Annotated in this window: 13 protein-coding genes; 8 read left to right on the top strand and 5 right to left on the bottom strand. The window is 71.2% G+C overall.

Features of this window, described 5'->3' with window-relative positions:
* Positions 1 to 45 precede the first annotated feature (45 nt).
* Positions 46 to 1,404, top strand: coding sequence for an MFS transporter (locus CLV67_RS18290; protein ID WP_106319921.1), 1,359 nt, complete (start codon positions 46 to 48; stop codon positions 1,402 to 1,404).
* Here CLV67_RS18290 and CLV67_RS18285 read toward each other — a convergent pair.
* A complete protein-coding gene (locus CLV67_RS18285; RefSeq protein WP_106319919.1) occupies positions 1,401 to 2,264 on the bottom strand; it encodes a MarR family winged helix-turn-helix transcriptional regulator in 864 nt (287 codons plus the stop codon). The genes CLV67_RS18290 and CLV67_RS18285 overlap by 4 nt on opposite strands.
* Positions 2,265 to 2,374: 110 nt before the next feature.
* On the opposite strand from CLV67_RS18285, the gene CLV67_RS18280 reads away from it, so the two are divergent.
* Entirely contained in the window at positions 2,375 to 3,814 is a 1,440-nt protein-coding gene (locus tag CLV67_RS18280; protein WP_106319917.1) for a GGDEF domain-containing protein, read from the top strand.
* Here CLV67_RS18280 and gndA read toward each other — a convergent pair whose 3' ends face one another.
* The gene (gene gndA, locus CLV67_RS18275; RefSeq protein WP_106319915.1) at positions 3,815 to 5,254 is read right to left on the bottom strand and encodes an NADP-dependent phosphogluconate dehydrogenase; all 1,440 of its coding nucleotides are present in this window, start codon (positions 5,252 to 5,254) and stop codon (positions 3,815 to 3,817) included.
* A gap of 221 nt (positions 5,255 to 5,475) precedes the next feature.
* Positions 5,476 to 5,790, bottom strand: a complete 315-nt coding sequence (locus CLV67_RS18270; RefSeq protein WP_106319913.1) for a type II toxin-antitoxin system PemK/MazF family toxin — start codon at positions 5,788 to 5,790, stop codon at positions 5,476 to 5,478.
* Positions 5,791 to 6,121: 331 nt separating this feature from the next.
* On the opposite strand from CLV67_RS18270, the gene CLV67_RS18265 reads away from it, so the two are divergent.
* From CLV67_RS18265 to CLV67_RS18250, 4 genes are all read left to right on the top strand, one after another.
* Entirely contained in the window at positions 6,122 to 8,005 is a 1,884-nt protein-coding gene (locus CLV67_RS18265) for a SpoIIE family protein phosphatase (RefSeq protein ID WP_239166389.1), read from the top strand.
* A gap of 28 nt (positions 8,006 to 8,033) precedes the next feature.
* Complete coding sequence (locus tag CLV67_RS18260; protein ID WP_106319909.1) at positions 8,034 to 8,345, top strand: sulfurtransferase TusA family protein; 312 nt, start codon at positions 8,034 to 8,036, stop codon at positions 8,343 to 8,345.
* 28 nt (positions 8,346 to 8,373) lie between these two features.
* On the top strand, positions 8,374 to 9,633 hold the full coding sequence (locus CLV67_RS18255; RefSeq protein WP_106319907.1) for an erythromycin esterase family protein: 1,260 nt from the start codon (positions 8,374 to 8,376) through the stop codon (positions 9,631 to 9,633).
* Between the two features lie 190 nt (positions 9,634 to 9,823).
* On the top strand, positions 9,824 to 10,921 hold the full coding sequence (locus CLV67_RS18250) for a lipase family protein (protein WP_106319905.1): 1,098 nt from the start codon (positions 9,824 to 9,826) through the stop codon (positions 10,919 to 10,921).
* 14 nt (positions 10,922 to 10,935) lie between these two features.
* On the opposite strand, the gene CLV67_RS18245 is transcribed toward CLV67_RS18250, so the two are convergent.
* Both CLV67_RS18245 and CLV67_RS18240 read right to left on the bottom strand, forming a co-directional pair.
* On the bottom strand, positions 10,936 to 11,994 hold the full coding sequence (locus CLV67_RS18245) for a spore photoproduct lyase family protein (protein ID WP_106319903.1): 1,059 nt from the start codon (positions 11,992 to 11,994) through the stop codon (positions 10,936 to 10,938).
* A gap of 1,434 nt (positions 11,995 to 13,428) precedes the next feature.
* Positions 13,429 to 14,811 (bottom strand): MFS transporter, encoded by a 1,383-nt coding sequence (locus CLV67_RS18240; protein ID WP_239166388.1) that lies wholly within the window; start codon positions 14,809 to 14,811, stop codon positions 13,429 to 13,431.
* A 164-nt stretch (positions 14,812 to 14,975) separates the two neighbouring features.
* On the opposite strand from CLV67_RS18240, the gene CLV67_RS18235 reads away from it, so the two are divergent.
* Both CLV67_RS18235 and CLV67_RS18230 read left to right on the top strand, forming a co-directional pair.
* Positions 14,976 to 16,061, top strand: a complete 1,086-nt coding sequence (locus tag CLV67_RS18235) for a serine hydrolase domain-containing protein (protein ID WP_106319901.1) — start codon at positions 14,976 to 14,978, stop codon at positions 16,059 to 16,061.
* Positions 16,062 to 16,102: 41 nt separating this feature from the next.
* A partial coding sequence (locus CLV67_RS18230; protein WP_249037955.1) for an alpha-amylase family glycosyl hydrolase occupies positions 16,103 to 17,051 on the top strand: 949 nt, incomplete at its 3' end.

The following is a 17,051-nucleotide window of genomic DNA, read 5'->3' as shown; positions in this document are numbered from 1 at the left end:
TTTCGATTGGACCTCAACCGGGGTGCACGTACTAGCGTGCACCCCATGACCGCCATCACCGGCCATGTCCGGACCTTCTACCAGCTGCTGATCAACACGGGGCTGGTGTCGGTCATCAACTTCAGCGTCTGGTTCGCCGTCACCTTCTGGACCTACCTCCAGACGAAATCGGTCTTCGCGACCGGCGTGATCTCGGGCATCTTCCTGGTGCTGACCGCGTTGACCGGCATCTGGTTCGGCAGCCTGGTCGACGGGCACCGCAAGAAGAACGCCCTGCAGGGTTCGGCGCTCGCCTCGCTGGTGATGTACGCGGCCGCCCTCGCGCTCTACCTCGTGGTGCCCGAGGAGGCGTTCCACGACCCGGCCGACGCCCGGCTCTGGGGGTTCGTGCTGCTCCTGATGTTCGGCGTGATCGCCGGCAACATCCGCACCATCGCGCTGCCCACCATGGTCACCCTGCTGATCGACGAGGACCGGCGGGATCGCGCCAACGGACTGGTCGGCACCGTCTCCGGCACCACGTTCCTGGTCACGTCGGTGATCAGCGGTGTGCTGGTGGCCTTCGACGGCATGTTCTCGATCCTGGTCCTCGCCCTCGTGGTGCTCGGGCTGTCGATCGTCCACCTGGCGTTCGTGCCGATTCCGGAGCGTCCGGCCGCCCACGACGGCGACGGCGCGTCCGCTCCCGGCATCGACCTGCGGGGCACGTTGCGCATCATCGGCCGGGTGCCGGGCCTGACCGCGCTGATCCTGTTCAGCACGTTCAACAACTTCCTGGGCGGCGTCTTCATGGCGCTCGCCGACGCCTACGGGCTGTCGCTGGTGTCGGTGCAGACGTGGGGCCTGCTGTGGGGCGTGATCAGCACCGGCTTCATCATCGGCGGGCTGGCGATCGCCCGTACCGGCCTCGGCTCCCGTCCGGTCCGGCTGCTCCTGCTGATCAACGTGGCGCTCTGGGCGATCATCCTGATCTTCCCGCTCTGGGCGTCGATCATCCCGATGGCCGTCGGCATGTACCTGTACATGCTGCTCATGCCCTATGCGGAGGCGGCCGAGCAGACCATCCTGCAGCGGGTCGTGCCGTACGAGCGTCAGGGTCGCGTCTTCGGCCTCGCGCAGAGCGTCGAGCAGGCCGCGTCCCCGCTGACGGCCTTCCTCATCTCGCCGATCACGCAGTTCGTGTTCATCCCGTTCATGAGCGACGGCGGCGCCGGGGCGGACGCGATCGGCTCCTGGTTCGGCACGGGACCCGACCGCGGCATGGCACTGGTCTTCGTACTGACCGGCGTCATCGGCATCATCGCCACGACGGCCGCCCTGGCCAGCCGCCCCTACCGGGCGCTGAGCCGCCGCGTCTCCGAGGAGTCGCCGTCCACCGAGGCCGAGGAACCCGCCACCGCCTAGAGGACCTTCTCCCAACAGATCTGGTTGTACGGGGAAGCGCCGTACCCGCCGATCTCGTGGTAACCGGCGTCCCGGTACAGCGCGATCGCCTCGGTGAGCACGGTGTGCGTGCCGAGCCGGACCGTGGCGATCCCGTGCCGTGCCGCGTCCTGCTCCAGCCGGCGCAGCAGACGCCGGCCGAGGCCCAGGCCGCGTGCCTCCCCGGCGACCCACAGGTGGCGGATCTCGGCCACACCCGGTGACAACCGGACCCACGCGCCGCACCCGGCCGGCCGGTCCTCCTCGCGGGCCAGCATCAGGCTCCCGTCCAGGTCCTCCGGCCGGGTCAGGGCCGCCTCGTCGTAGCCCTCCGGGAAGCGTCCGGCCAGCTCCGCCGCGTACCTCCGCAGGCACCGCCACGCCGCCGGATCGTCGGCGGGCACCGGCTCGATCGTCACGGCCGCCAGGCGCAGCAGCCGCCGCACCCGCTCCTGGGCGGCCACCAGCTCGGCGCGTTCCTCCGGGCTCAACCCGGCCACCAGGGCGGCGATCCCGTCCCGGGAACGCTCGTCGAGGACGGCACGCTCGCGCCGTCCGGCGTCGGTCAGCTCGGCGACCCGGACGCGGGCGTCGGACGGATGCGGGACGACCCGGATGAGCCCGTGCTCCTCGAGGGCGCGCAGCAGCCGGCTCAGGTAACCCGAGTCCAGCCCCAGCCGCTCGCGCAGGTCCCGGACCCCGGCGCGGTCACCGATCTCCCACAGCAGACGGGAGTGGCCGAGCGGGCGGTCGAGCCCCAGGTACTGATCGCTGAGCAGTCCCAGCCGCCGGGTGTAGAAGCGGTTGAAGTCACGGATCCGGTCGATCGCGTCGGCATGCATGCGCCGACGATATCTGACCTGAGTCAGAGAACGGGTTGTCCTCAGGTCCCGGCAAGGACCGTCGATCTTCCCTCGTCGGCCTCCGCCGGCATCGGCGAGAGGAACTGGCGATGGGATGGCCGCACGCGACGGCGTCCGCCTGGCCCGTGCACGCGGGGATGTTCCTGCTCTCGGGGGCCGCGTGCACGGCGTACGCGCTGACCGGCCCCGAGATGCGCGTGGTGGTCTTCACCATGGTGACCGTCGTCCCGGTCGTCATCTACCTGCTAGCCCTCGGCTCCGGACACCTCAGCGACCGCCGGCCCTGGCTCGCCGCCTCGGCCGGGCTCGCCTGCCTCACGATCGGCACCGTGCTGTGGCCCGAATGGATCTCCGAACACCACCTGGGCCAGGCCGAGGGCGCGGCGGCCGATCTCGTCATGGCCGGCGCCCACTCGCTGTTCCTCGTCGGTGTCGCCAACGCGTTGCGGCGGCACGGGCAGCGGGACCCGGGCGGCCTCATCGACGCGGCACTGTTCGGCCTCTGCGCGGCCGGGCCGATCTGGGAGTGGTTGATCGGGCCCAATCTGGGGCCGGCCGCGACCCCGCTGGGCGAGGCGCTGGTCCTCGGTGACCTGCTGGTCCTCACCGGGGTGCTGGGGTGCCTGATCCGGATCGGCGTCACCGTCCCGCGGGCACGCGGGCCACTCGGCTACCTGATGGCGTCCGGCCTGCTCACCCTGGCCTGTCACGTGCTCGCGGTGCTGACGGTGAACAGCAGCTCCGTCTGGACCGCCCAGCTGATGATGCTGGCCTACCTCGCCCTCGCCGCCGGCACGGCGCTGCCGACCGCGCCCCTGATCACCCAGCCGACGACCGGACGTACCACCGCCGACCACCCGCCGCTCGGCTGGCTCGGCGCCGCGCTCTGCATCAATCCGCTGCTCGCCGCCGTCCAGGCGATCCAGGCCGACCGGCCCGCCAGCGTCGTGCTGCCGGTCAGCACCATCCTGGTCGTGCCGGTGGTGGTCCTGCGCCTGCGTCTGCTGTCGTTGCAGCGGGCGGCCGCCGAACGGACGCTCGCCCACCAGGCGCACCACGACGAGCTGACCGGGCTCTACAACCGGCGGCACATCGTCGCCCGCATCGACGAGGCGATCCGCGGCCTCGAAGAGGGGGAGCACAGCGAGATCACCCTGCTGCTGTGCGACCTCGACGGCTTCAAACCGGTCAACGACCGGTACGGCCACCAGGCCGGCGACACGGTTCTCCAGGCGGTCGCGCAGCGGCTGACCGCGGCGGCGGGCCCGCACGACGCCGTCGGCCGGCTCGGCGGCGACGAGTTCGTCGTCCTGCATCATGGCGCTGAGCCGATGGCCGACCGGATCACCGCGCTGCTGCGCGAGCCCATCGAGGTCGCCGGAGGCACGGTGACCATCGGCGCCTCGATCGGCACCGCGACCGCCTGGCCCGGCGACGGCGCCGACCGGGAGAGCCTCATCGCCCGGGCCGACGCCGCGATGTACACCGTGAAGGGGCGCATCGCGGCGTCGGAACCCGCGACGGTCTGATCAGGCGTCGACCTCGGGACGGCCCTCGGCGGCCCACAGCGTGTGGAACGAGCCCGGCTTGTCCACCCGCTGGTAGGTGTGCGCGCCGAAGAAGTCCCGCTGGCCCTGGATCAGGGCGGCCGGCAGACGCGACGCCCGGAGGCTGTCGTAGTACGCCAGCGCCGACGAGAAGCCCGGAGCGGGGATGCCCTGCTGCGCGGCCGTCACCACGACCCGCCGCCACGCGTCCTGCGCGCCCGACACCGCGTCCAGGAAGTACTCGTCGGCCAGCAGCGTCGCCAGGTCCGGCTTCTTGTCGTACGCCTGCTTGATGAAGTCCAGGAACTTGGCCCGGATGATGCAGCCGGCCCGCCAGATCTTCGCCATCGCGCCCGGGTCGATGTCCCAGCCGTACTCCTTGCTGGCCGCCTGGATCTGCTGGAAGCCCTGGGCGTACGCCACGATCTTCGACGCGAACAGCGCCTGCTCGACGTCCGCCGTCAGATCGCCGCCGACGTGCTCACCGCCGGCCGACGGGCCGGGCAGCCCGGCCTCGGTGGCGGCGGTGCGCTCCGGCACGCCGCCGGAGATCGCGCGGGCGAACACCGACTCGGCGATGCCCGACACCGGAACACCGAGATCCAGAGCCGCCTGTACGGTCCAGCGGCCGGTGCCCTTCTGCTCGGCGCGGTCCACCACGATGTCGACGAACGGCTTGCCCGTGGCCGCGTCCACCTGCTTGAGCACCTCAGCGGTGATCTCGATCAGGTAAGAGCCGAGACGGCCCTCGTTCCAGCTCCTGAAGATGTCGGCGATCTCGGCGGGGGAGTGGCCACCGACCTGGCGCAGCAGGTCGTACGCCTCCGCGATGAGCTGCATGTCGGCGTACTCGATGCCGTTGTGCACCATCTTCACGAAGTGACCGGCGCCGTCCGGGCCGACGTGCACGCAGCACGGCTCGCCGTCGACCTTCGCCGCGATGTCCTCCAGCAGCGGGCCGAGCGCGTCGTACGACTCCTTCGGGCCGCCCGGCATGATGCTCGGGCCGTGCAGCGCGCCCTCCTCGCCACCGGAGACGCCCGCGCCCACGAAGTGCAGGCCCTTCGCCTTGAGCGCCGCCTCGCGCCGCCGGGTGTCGGCGTAGTGCGCGTTGCCGGCGTCGATGAGCATGTCGCCCTCTTCCAGCAGCGGCGCGAACTCGTCGATCACCGCGTCGGTGGCCGGGCCGGCCTTCACCATGATGACGACGCGGCGCGGGCGCTCCAGACTCTCGACGAACTGCTGCGCGGTCTCCGCGGGGAGGAACGTGCCCTCGTGCCCGAACTCCTCGACCAGTTCCTTGGTGCGGCCGTAGGAGCGGTTGTGCAACGCCACGGTGTGTCCGTGCCGGGCGAAGTTACGGGCCAGGTTACGGCCCATCACCGCCAGGCCGGTGACACCGATCTGCGCCTTCTGCGACATCAACTACGTCCTTCCTCGTTACCTGCCCGTTATGGGCCCCGCGGTCATTCTTACGGGATACGGGCCTCTGGGGTTCGATCACGTCCACGTGGTGAGCATGCTCAAGTCTGCGCCGTCCCGGCCCATCGCACAGCCGTGACCCGGTTCTCCGGCATCACGGCCCGTGCGCCCGTGGCGCTCGCCTGCACGGCGGCCCTGGGAGTGGCCCCGCCGGCGGGTGGTCAGATCTCGAACAGGTCCCGCATCGCGGCCGCCAGCCGGGCCATGCTCGCGCCCGTCACCATGCCGATCCGCTCGGCGCCCGTGGACGCCGGCAGCCGCCGCATCCGGTTGACGACCACGACCCCGGTGATCGGATCCTGTTCCGTCAGCGCCACCGCGTAGGGCGGCAACTCGGTCACCCCACGCTGGCGCACGATCGGCGCGCAGAACGGCGTCGCGTTCTTCCGCTCGTTGTGGGTGTCGCCGGAGAGCACGAGCACGCGATAACGCAGGTCGGCCCGATCACCGATCGTCCAGATCTCGCCGCGCCTCATGTCAGCGCGCCGCGGGGTTGGGCGCGGTCCGGCTCGGCATGGCACGAAGCGTACCGCCGCCCCGATCTCGCCCGCGCCCGCCCCGCCCGGGAAAACCCCCCGCTGTGCCGTGCCCCCGTCTCAGGACGCGGACACGGCGGCACGGCTCGGCCGGGCGGAAATCCGGGTGACTGTCCGCAGTGGTGGGAGCCGATGGCCGAACGTTCGACGCTCGACCGGGTGACCTGTGCGACGTGTCCGCATTCCCAGGCACCCGGCCGGATGATCGGGGGATGCCAGGGTGCCGTGTGCTGGCGTAAGCAGGAACCCGGAACGGGCGGGGAGGTCGCTGGTGGGAGGGCAGGCTTACGTGCGGGCGGCGGGCGGTATGCGCCCCGGCGCCGGCTGGGGCTCGGCGGACAGCGATCGCGGAGTCCCGGTCGGCGGCGGCGCCCGGACGGTGCGCGCGGGATGGGGTGTCGACCCCGGGCCCGGGGCCGACGCCGGACGGCTGACGGTGGAACGCGCGGTCGGGCTGCTGGCCGGCCGGGCCCGGTGCCGGTCGACGGAGGCGTACCGGCATCTGTTGCGGATGGCGTCGGAACGGCGCTGTGACGTCGCCGATCTCGCCGGCCGTGTGGTCCGGCTGATGGACACCGCCGACGCGGTCGCCGACATCCCGGCCCCCGAGACGGTTCCGCAGCTGGTGGCGGCGGCGCTGGCCAACAGCCCGGCACCGGTCGAGCCGGGCCCGTCGCCCTGGCTGGCCACGGTGCAGGGCGTCCTGGACTCGCTGCCGGGCATGTCGGTCTACATGACGGCCGAGGTCGACGACGCGGGCCGGCTGGCCGATCTCGTGTGGGCGGCGGCCAGCCCGGAGGCGGTCACCCCGGACGGCCGTCGCGGCACCCAGCTGATCGGGCTGCCGATGAGCCGCTACTACCCGGAGGTGATCGCCGGCGACCGCTGGCAGGTCTACCAGGCGGTGCTGGACACCGGAATGCCCGCCGACCTGGGACCGGTCCGGCTGACGGGGGCCGACTACTCGATCCGCGCCGGCCGGCTCGGACCCGGCCTGCTGATCAGCTGGGAGCGCCTGCCGGACCCGGACCGCGAGCCGGAGCGGATCGACGGCATGGAACAGCTCGGCAACCTGGGCTGGGGTGAGTGGGACCTGGTCAGCGGCGAGATCTACTGGTCGCCGCACCTGTACCGGATCTACGAGCGGGATCCGGCGCTCGGCCCGCTCGGCGAGGACGAGTCGAACGCGATCGCCGTCGCCGACGACCAGCCGCTGCGGGCCGCGGCGATGGAGGCGTTCCGCCGGTCGGAGCGGGTCGACGTGGTGACCCGGGTGCTGGTCGGCGGCCGGGTGAAGCATCTGCGGACGGTCGCCGACGCGGTACGCGACACCGAGGGCCGGCCGCTGCGGATCTACGGGATAGTGCAGGACGTCACCGAGCAGCAGGCGGGCGCGGACCGGCTGGCCGAGGTGGAGCGCACGCTGGCGGCCGAGCACGAGCTGGCCGCCCGGCTGCAGCGGATCATCCTGCCGATCCCGGCCGGGCCGATCGACCTGCCGGGGATGCGGGTCGCCGTGCGGTACCTGCCGGCCGGGCCGGAGGCGATGATCGGCGGGGACTGGTACCACGCCGCGCCGCTGCGCGACGGATCGGTGCTGCTCGCGGTCGGTGACGTGGCCGGGCACGGCACCCACGCGGCGACCACGATGGCGCAGATGCGGCACGCGCTACGGGCCCTCGCGGTGATCACCAGCGATCCGGGGGTGCTGCTGGAGCACCTGAACCGGCTGATGTGCGAGCTGGAGGAGGACACCCCGGAGCTGGCGGCGACCGCGGTCATCGCCCGGTTCGACCCGGCCCGCCGCGAGCTGGTGTGGGCGCAGGCCGGGCACCCGCCGCCGTTGCTGAGCCGCGACGGGCGTACCACGCCGCTGGCCCGGCCGGCCGGGCCGATGCTCGGAGTGGTCGACGACGCCCGGTATGCCGACGCGGTGATCGGCTTCGTGCCCGGCGACGTGCTGCTGCTCTACACCGACGGTCTGGTCGAGCATCGCCGGCGCGGCCTGGACGTCGGCCTGGACACGGTGATCGCGACCGTCGACGACGCGGTGCGGGCGTCGCCGGAGCAGCCGCTGGCGGAGCTGCTGGGCCGCCTGCGGCGCGCCAACCCCGACGACGACACCTGCATCCTGGCGGCCAGGCCCCGGGGATGAGCGGCAGGCCCCGGGGCATGATCTCTGCATGGAACCGGTGATTCTCGACGGTGGCGACCGCCGCTGCGTGCTGCTCCTCATCGAGCTGCGCAAGCTCACCACCACGCTCCCGCCCGGCACCGAGATCCACCTGATCGCGACCGACCCGGCCGCGCCGCTGGACCTTCCGGCCTGGTGCCACCTGACCGGTCACGAATACCTGGGGCCGGTTCAAGGTCAAAGGCCGACCTATGGCGTACGGGTGACAGGCTCCCCGGTCGACACGGAGGAGTCCAGCCCGTGGCGCCCGGCCCGGGCCCGGAGCGGCCACCTCCCGGGCACGGCAAGGTCGGACGTATGAGGCGACCCCCGGCGGGTACGCGTCGGGGGTGATCCGTTTCGGGGACGAGGTGGCGTCGATTGCCCGCCCGCTGCGTGATCCGGGGGATCTGGAGATCCTGCTGGACCGGGCGGACGGTGCGAAGGCGGTCCTGATCGGCGAGGCCACCCACGGCACGCACGAGTTCTACGAGTGGCGGGCGGCGCTGACCAGGCGGCTGATCGAGGAGCGCGGCTTCTCGTTCGTCGCGGTGGAGGGCGACTGGCCGGACTGCGAGCGGGTGAACGCCGCGGTCCGCGGTGGCGGGCCGGACCCGCGGGACGCGCTCGTGCGCTACGACCGGTGGCCGACGTGGATGTGGGCGAACGAGGAGACCGTCGACTTCACCCGCTGGCTGCGCGGCTTCAACGAGCGCCGGGCACCCGACGACCACGTCGGCTTCCACGGGCTGGACGTCTACTCGCTGTGGCAGTCGATGCGGGAGATCCTGACCTGGCTGCGTGAGCACGACCCGGACCTGGCGCCGGCGGCTCTGGACGCGTACCGGTGCTTCGAGCCGTACAACGAGGATCCGAACGCCTACGGCTGGGCCAACCAGTTCGTGCCCGCCGCCTGCGAGGACAAGGTCGTCAGGATGCTGGCCGCGGTCAAGGACCGTGACTTCGGGGTGTGGCAGAACGCCGAGGTGGTGGCGGGCGCCGAGAGTTACTACCGGACCATGGTGCGCGGCGGCCCGGACGCCTGGAACATCCGGGACCGGCACATGGACCAGACCCTGGACCGCCTGCTGCGCCGCTACGGCCCGAGCGCGAGAGCCGTGGTGTGGGCACACAACACGCATGTGGGCGACGCGCGGGCCACCGACCAGGCCGGCTACGGCGAGGTGACGCTCGGCCAGCTGGCCCGGGAGCGCTTCGGCGCCGGCCGGACGCTGCTCGTCGGGTTCGGCACTCACCACGGGACGGTGGTGGCCGGTTCGGAGTGGGGCGCGCCGATGGAGGCCATGGGGGTGCCCGGGGCACGACCCGGTTCGCTTGAGGAAGTCTTACAGGCGGCGGCCCCGCCGGAGGCGCTGTTCGTCTTCCCCGCCCGGGGTCCGCGACCGGATCTGCTCACCACCGAGCTGCCGCACCGGGCGATCGGCGTGGTCTTCCGGCCCGAGCGGGAACGCTGGGCCAACTATGTGCCGACGATCCTGGGCGAGCGCTACGACGCGTTTCTGTGGTTTGCCGGGACACGGGCGCTGCGTCCGCTGCACACTCTGCGGGTGGACTCGCACGAGCCGGAGACGTACCCCAGCGGTGTCTGAATTTGATTATGAACCGCCGATTAAATGGATCTTTTCGATTTCGGTGGCACATCCTTCTGACGACGTGTGTCGTTACCTGAATGGGCACGCACCTGTGCCCTTGAATGCCGATCCATTCCGGGGTAGATCAGTTTTAGGCTGTGGCCTCCATCGATCATCCATTTCGGATTCAGTCAGGGAACGTGGTGCCATGAGAAAGATCTCCCGACTCCTCCTCGCCGCGCTGATCGCCGCGGTAGGGATGCTCGTCGCGACCGCCGGACCGGCGTACGCGAGCGTGCCGGGATTCGTGCTGAGCTCGACGACGGCGAGCCTGCCGCCGGAACTGGCCGCTCTCGCGACCGGCAAGCGGATCCAGTACGTCACGACCAACATCAAGGGCGGGCTGATAACCGCCACCGGACTGGTGATCACCCCGAAGACCGGCAAGACGAACCGTGTCGTGGCGTGGGGGCACGGCACCACGGGCCTCGCCGACCAGTGCGCCCCGTCGACCAACCACGCCATCTTCTGGCCTGAGGCCCGGGCGGCGATCAAGGAGATGCTCCTCCGGGGCTGGAGCGTGGCCGCGCCCGACTACCCCGGCATCGGCACGCCGCAGAACCACCCGTACCTGATCGGCGCCAGCGCCGGCCGTTCACTGATCGACAACGTCCGCGCCGCCCGCCTGCTCGACCCCGCCCTGTCCACCCAGTACGTCGTGGACGGCCACTCCCAGGGCGGCCAGGGCGCCCTCTTCGCCAGTCAGCTCGCTCCCTCGTACGACGGGAATCTGGTGTTGAAGGGCACCGCGGCGCTCGCCCCGGTCTCCAACACCCAGGAGTTCATCAACTACATCCCGGGCTCCGAGGCCCAGGGCTACCTGGTGATGGCGCTCTACGGGGTGAACGTCGTCGACCCGAGCTTCAAGTGGAAGGACATCCTCGCCGCGCCCGCCGAGGCGCAGCTCGGGGTTCTGCAGTCCGGCTGCCTCTACGACATCCTCGAGACCTACCAGGACTTCGAGGACGTCGAGCTGATCGAGGGCGGCCAGGTGCCGCCCGCCGCGCTCGCGAAGATGGCCTCCTACGAGAACCCGCTGCAGACCGCGCCGAGTGCTCCGGTCTTCCTGGTGCACGGCACGGACGACGCGGCCGTCCCGTACTTCGCCTCGGAGATCCTGGCCGGTCAGATCGCCGACTACGGCGTGCCGGTCACGTTCCACACCGTCGAGGGCGCCACCCACGACGGTGCCGTGACCGAGACCGCCGCGCTGGTGGCGAACTGGATCGCGACCCGCTTCACCTGACCTGGTCCTCTTCCTCAGAATGCGTAGCGGACCCTCAGGTAGGGGGTCCGCTGCGCGATCAGGCCGGTGAGCGCGTGTACGTACCCACCCTTGCTCCCGGTCCGGTAGCGGACGTTGAGATCACCGTTCTGCGAGCGCTTCACCTGCTGCAGTTCGGGCCGCCAGATCAGCTCCTCGGCCCGCGGATGCCAGCCCAGGTTGACCTCGTGCAGCCCACGGTTGTGCGTCAGAAAGATGATCTCGGCGGCGAGCTGCCGTTTCGCCGCCGCCCCGATCCCGGCGTCGAGCTGATCGAGCAGGTCGGCCCAGTCCTCGAGCCAGCCGTCACGCACCACGACCGGGCTGAAGTTGACGTGCACTTCGTACCCCGCCGCGACGAAGTCGTCGATCGCGGCGATCCGCTCCCCGACCGGACTGGTGCGGATGTCGAGCACCTTGGCGTCGGCCGGCGGCATCAGCGAGAACCGGATCCGGGTCCGTCCCCGCGGATCCCAGTCCAGCAGATCCCGGTTGACGTATTTCGTGGCGAAACTGGCCTTGGCATCCGGCAGCCCCCGGAAAAGCTCGACCAGATCGCGCACGTTGTCACTGATCAGCGCATCCACCGAGCAGTCCGAATTCTCCCCGATGTCATAAACCCAGGCCACCGGGTCGCATTCGTTCGGTTCCGCCTTGCGTCCCTGACGACCCGCATGCCCTTTGACGTACGAACAGACGCGCTCGATGTTGGCGAACACGGTGATCGGATTGCTGTACCCCTTGTGCCGGGGCACATAGCAGTAGGCGCAGGCCATCGCGCACCCATTGGCCGTGGACGGCGCGATGAAGTCCGCCGACCGCCCGTTGGGCCGCGCGGTCATCGTCTTCTTCACCCCGACGACCAGGGCCTCCCGCTTGATCCGCACCCATCGCCGGACGTTGGTCTCGTCCCCGTACAGCTCCGGAATCCGCTGGTGACTCTCCACCTCGACGATCGTCGCCTCCGGCCAGCGCCCAAGGATCTCCTTACCTCTCGGCAGCTCGGCCGCCCCCGCCTCAACATAGATACGCCGAATGTCCAGCAGTTCCCCCACGCCCCCATTGTCCCCCCGCCGCCCGTCCCCACCCCGTCGCCGCACCCGCCCGCCCCGTCACCCCGTCCCCGTCGCCGCACCCGCCCCGTCACCCCGCCCCCGTCGCGTCGCCGCACCCGCCCCGCCCCGTTGCCCGGCCCCGGTCGCGTCGCCGCACCCGCGCCACCCCGTCCCCCGCCCTCCGTCGCCGCACCCGCCCCCGTCACTCCCCGCCCGTCGCCGCACCCGCCCTGACCCCCGGTCACTCGCCACCGCACCTACCTCGCCCTGTCGCCCATCCACCCCACGCTTTCGCCTCCCCGACCACGCCCCGCCCACCTCCCGCCAGATCTTGTGAGGTTCTGGCTGCGCCGATGGCCAAAACCTCCAAGATCTCCCAGCAGGCAGGCGAGCCCGTCGCCTGCCGCGCGCCGCCCGTCACCCGCCGCCGCCCGCCGCCCGCCGCCCGTCGCCCGCCGTCGCCCGCCGCCCGCCGCCGCCCGCCGCCCGCCGCCCGCCGCCCGCCGCCCGCCGCCCGCCGCCCGTCGCCCGCCGTCGCCCGCCGCCCGCCGCCGCCCGCCGCCCGTCGCCTGCCGTCGACTGCCGACTGCCGCCTGCTGCCGCCCGTCGCTTGCCGTCGTCGGTCGCCGCCCGCCGCCCGTCGCCTGCCGTCGACTGCCGACTGCCGCCCGCCGCCCGTCGACTGCCGACTGCCGCCTGCCGCCCGTCGCTTGCCGTCGTCGGTCGCCGCTGGCTGCGGCCTGCCGTCTCGCCTGCCCGCCCCTGTCTCGCCTGCTCTCGGCGCGATCTTGTGAGGTTTTGGCTGTTTTGGTGGCCGAAGTTCCCAAGATCTGGCGGCGGGTAGGGCGGTGCGGGTGGTCGGTCGCCCCGCCGCCCCGGCCTGCCGTCGCCTGTCGCCTGCCGTCGCCTGTCGCCTGCCGTCGCCTGCTCTCGGCGCGATCTTGTGAGGTTTTGGCTGTTCTGGTGGCCGAAGTCCCCAAGATCTGGCAGTAAGTAGGGCGGTGCGGGTGGTCGGTCGCCCCGCCGTTGCTGCCGTTGTCGTCCGCCGCTGGCTGTGGCCTGCCGTCTCGCCTGCCCGTCACGCGATCTTGTGAGGTTCCGGCTGCGCCGACGGCCGAAACTCCCGAGATCTCCCAGGAGGTGGGCGGTAGTTGTCGGGTGGTCCTTCGTGGCTTGCATCCGTGCCTCACCCGGCCATCAGATCTTGTGAGGTTTGGGCTGCGTTGGCGGCGGAGCCTCGCCAGATCTGCAGGAGGAGGCAGCAGGGCGACAGCGCAGCGGCGAGGGGAAGCCCGCGGCGAGGGGAAGCAGGCGGCGAGGGGAAGCAGGCGGCGAGGGGGATGCGGCGGCGAGGGGGAGGGAGAAGAGGTGGGGAGGGAGAGGGAAGGTGGGGGCGGGGTGAAGTGGGTTGCTGGGTGGGGAGTGCGGCGGGGGTCAGGCGGGGACGGCGTCGGGGGTGGTTCGGGCCGCGGTGGCCTGGGCCCAGCGGCCTGTGCTCAGGTGGCCTACCAGCAGGACGGCGAGGCCCAGGGCGAACATGATCCACCAGCCGGCGGCGCTGTCGGGGCCCGTGCCGGAGGCTACGACGGCGCCGATGACGGCTACGCCGAGGGCGCTGCCCACCTGGCGGCTGGTCGAGGCGATGGCGGCGGCGACTCCGGCGCGGGCGCGAGGCATGCCGGAGACCGCGGTGTTCGTGATCGGGGTGTTGACCATGCCGAAGCCGAAGCCGAAGAGCAGGTAGCCGGCGAACAACTGCCAGGCCGGGGTGTCCGATCCCGCCCAGGTGAGCGGCAGCATGCCGAGGGCCATCGCGGTGCCGGCGATGTGCAGGGGGAGGCGGGTGCCGCGGCTGCCGACGAGCCGGCCGGACAGCGGTGACGCGACGATGGTCATCGCGGCCATCGGCAGGGTGTAGAGGCCGGCCTGCAGCGCCGACAGGCCGCGTACCTCCTGCAGGTAGAGGGTGTTGAGGAACAGGAAACCGCCGAGCGAGGCGAACGCGCAGACCGCGATCAGGGTCGCCCCGGAGAACGGCGCGCTGCGGAAGAACCGCAGCTCGATCAGCGGCTCGTCGCGGCGCGGCTCCCACCGCAGCAGCCCGGCCAGGGCCGCCGCGGCCAGCGCGAAGCAGCCGATGATGAGCGGGGAGGACCAGCCGGCCGCGGGGCCCTCGATGATGCCGAAGGTGAGCGCCGCCAGCAGGGTGAGGACCAGCAACTGGCCCACCGGGTCCAGGCGGCGCGGGTGCTCGGCACGGGATTCCGGGACGAAACGCCAGGCCAGCAGGAACGCCGCGATGCCGACCGGCACGTTGATCCAGAAGATGCTCCGCCAGCCGAGCGTGTGGACCAGGACACCGCCGGCGAGCGGGCCGAGGGCCATGCTGAAGCCGGTGACCGCGCCCCAGACGCCGATCGCGCGGGCCCGTTCCCTCGGCTCGGTGAACGTGTTCGTGATGATCGACATGGCGACCGGGTTGAGCATCGAACCGCCGACGGCCTGGACCATCCGGAACAGGATGAGCATCTCGAGGCTCGGCGCGACACTGCACAGCAGCGAGCCGATCGTGAACAGCGCGAGCCCGGCCTGGAAGACGCGGCGCCGGCCGATCCGGTCGCCGGTGGAGCCCGCGAGCACCAGCAGACTGGCCAGGACCAGGGTGTACGCATCGATGATCCACTGGAGGCCGGAGACCGGCGCGTCCAGGTCCTCGCTGATCGCCGGCAGCGCGACGTTCACGATCGTGACGTCCAGGCTGATGATCAGCAGGCTCATGCAGCAGATGGCCAGGACGAGATAGCGGCGCGGTTGCACCCTGCGGTTCTACCCCTCTTCCGGCCGGGCACCCGCATCGTGTCGGCAAGATCTCTTAAGGGGCGATACGGGGGTACGGGTCAGGGTTCGACCCCGATGACGATGCCGCAGCGGGCCGGAAGAGTGGGCGGCGACCGCACGGGGTCCACATCGGAGGTTGAAGCATGCAGCGTCGCACCCTGCTCGGAGCCGCTCTCGCCGGTACGGCCGTCGCCTTGACGGGACAGCTTCCGGCGTACGCCCGAGGTCTCCCGCCCTTGAATGAGACCGCGCTCCGTGAGGCGATCGATCCGCTGGACCCGTCGGTGAGTGGCGCCCTGGTTCGCGTCGAGGGCTCGGCGGGGCGGTGGCGTGGCCGGGCGGGCGTCGCCGATGTGCGCGACGGGCGGCCGGTGCCGTGGGACGCCCGGTTCCGGATCGGCAGCATGACCAAGGCGTTCACCGCGACGGCGGTCCTGCAGCTGGCAGCGGCCGGGCTGCTCGACCTGGACGCGCCGGTGCGCCGCTATCTGCCTGAGCGGCTGCCGGAGGGTTACACCGGCACGGTGCGCCACCTGCTCGACTACACGAGCGGGCTGCAGGGACGGGCGCTGCCGCACAAGGACCCGGAGTGGTTCCTGGAGCACCGGTTCGACACGTTCGAACCCGGTTCGCAGGTGCTGTGGGACGAGACGCCGCCGTTCGATCCGGGCACGCGGCAGGTCTACGGCAACGTCAGCTACATCGTGGCGGGGCTGGTGATCGAGAGGGTGACCGGCCGGCCCTACGCCGATGCGATCCGGCGCGGCATTCTGCGGCCTCTGGGACTTCGCAACACCTTCCTTCCGGGTACGGCCACCGCGATCCCCGGTCCACACGCCCGGGGATACGAGCTGATCGGCGATCGGTACGTGGACGTGACCCGGGCGAATCCGTCGCTGCAGTGGGCCGCCGCGGAGATGATCTCGAGTACCGGCGATCTCGACCGGTTCCTGTCCGCGCTGCTCGGCGGGCGACTGCTGCCGCCGCGGGAGCTGCGGGCCATGATGACGGTGCCGGAGGGCGGCACCCACGGGTGCGGCCTGACCCGGTTCTGGATCGGTGAGCTGGAGATCTGGGGCAAGTCGGGGGACCGGCCGGGTTACAACAGCGGCATGGGCGCCACCCTCGACCTGACCAGGCGACTCGTCTATTCGATCAACCCGCTGAAGATGGGCGGCGACGAGCAGCCGGCCGTGGCCCAGAAAGTCATTCTCGCCACGTTGACCTGATCACAGTTTCCCGGCGGGTACGGATTGGGCAAGGTGGGCGCATGCATATCTGGCCGGGGAACCCGTATCCGCTCGGGGCGACCTATGACGGTGGCGGTACGAACTTCGCGCTCTTCTCCGAGGCGGCGACCCGTGTCGAGCTCTGCCTGTTCGACGAGGACGGCCGGGAGACCTGCGTCGACCTGCCGGAACGCGAGGCGCTGGTCTGGCACGGCTATCTGCCGCGGGTGGTGCCGGGCCAGCGGTACGGCTACCGGGTCCACGGTCCGTACGACCCGTCGCGCGGTCTGCGGTGCAACCCGTCGAAACTGCTGCTCGACCCGTACGCGAAGGCCATCGACGGCGACTATCGCTGGGATCAGGCGCTCTTCTCGTACAACTTCGGTGATCCCGAGTCCTGCAACGATGCCGACTCGGCACCCTTCTCGCCGCGTTCCGTCGTGATCAACCCGTATTTCGACTGGGGCAACGACCGGCCGCTGAAGATCCCGATGTGGGAGACGGTGATCTACGAGGCGCACGTCAAGGGCATGACGATCCAGCACCCGGACATCCCCGACGACGTGCGCGGCACCTACTCGGGCCTCGCGCACCCCGCGATGATCAAGTACCTGAAGGGCCTCGGCGTGACCGCGGTCGAGCTGATGCCGGTGCACCAGTTCGTCCACGACAGCGGCCTGGTCGAGCGCGGCCTCACCAACTACTGGGGTTACAACACGATCGGGTTCTTCGCCCCGCACAACGGCTACTCGTCGTTCGGCGGCGCCGGCGGTCAGGTGCAGGAGTTCAAGGCGATGGTGAAGGCCCTGCACTCGCAGGGCATCGAGGTCATCCTCGACGTGGTCTACAACCACACGGCCGAGGGCAATCACCTGGGCCCGACGCTGTCGTTCCGGGGGATCGACAATCCGGCGTACTACCGCCTCGTCGACGAGGACAAGCGGTATTACTACGACACGACCGGTACCGGGAACAGTTTGAATGTGCGGC

Origin of the sequence: Actinoplanes italicus (assembly GCF_003001815.1) — a bacterium.
In the GTDB taxonomy this organism is placed as follows: domain Bacteria; phylum Actinomycetota; class Actinomycetes; order Mycobacteriales; family Micromonosporaceae; genus Actinoplanes; species Actinoplanes italicus.
Note: the sequence above shows the minus strand (reverse complement) of the source record. Positions and strands in the feature narration are given on the sequence as shown.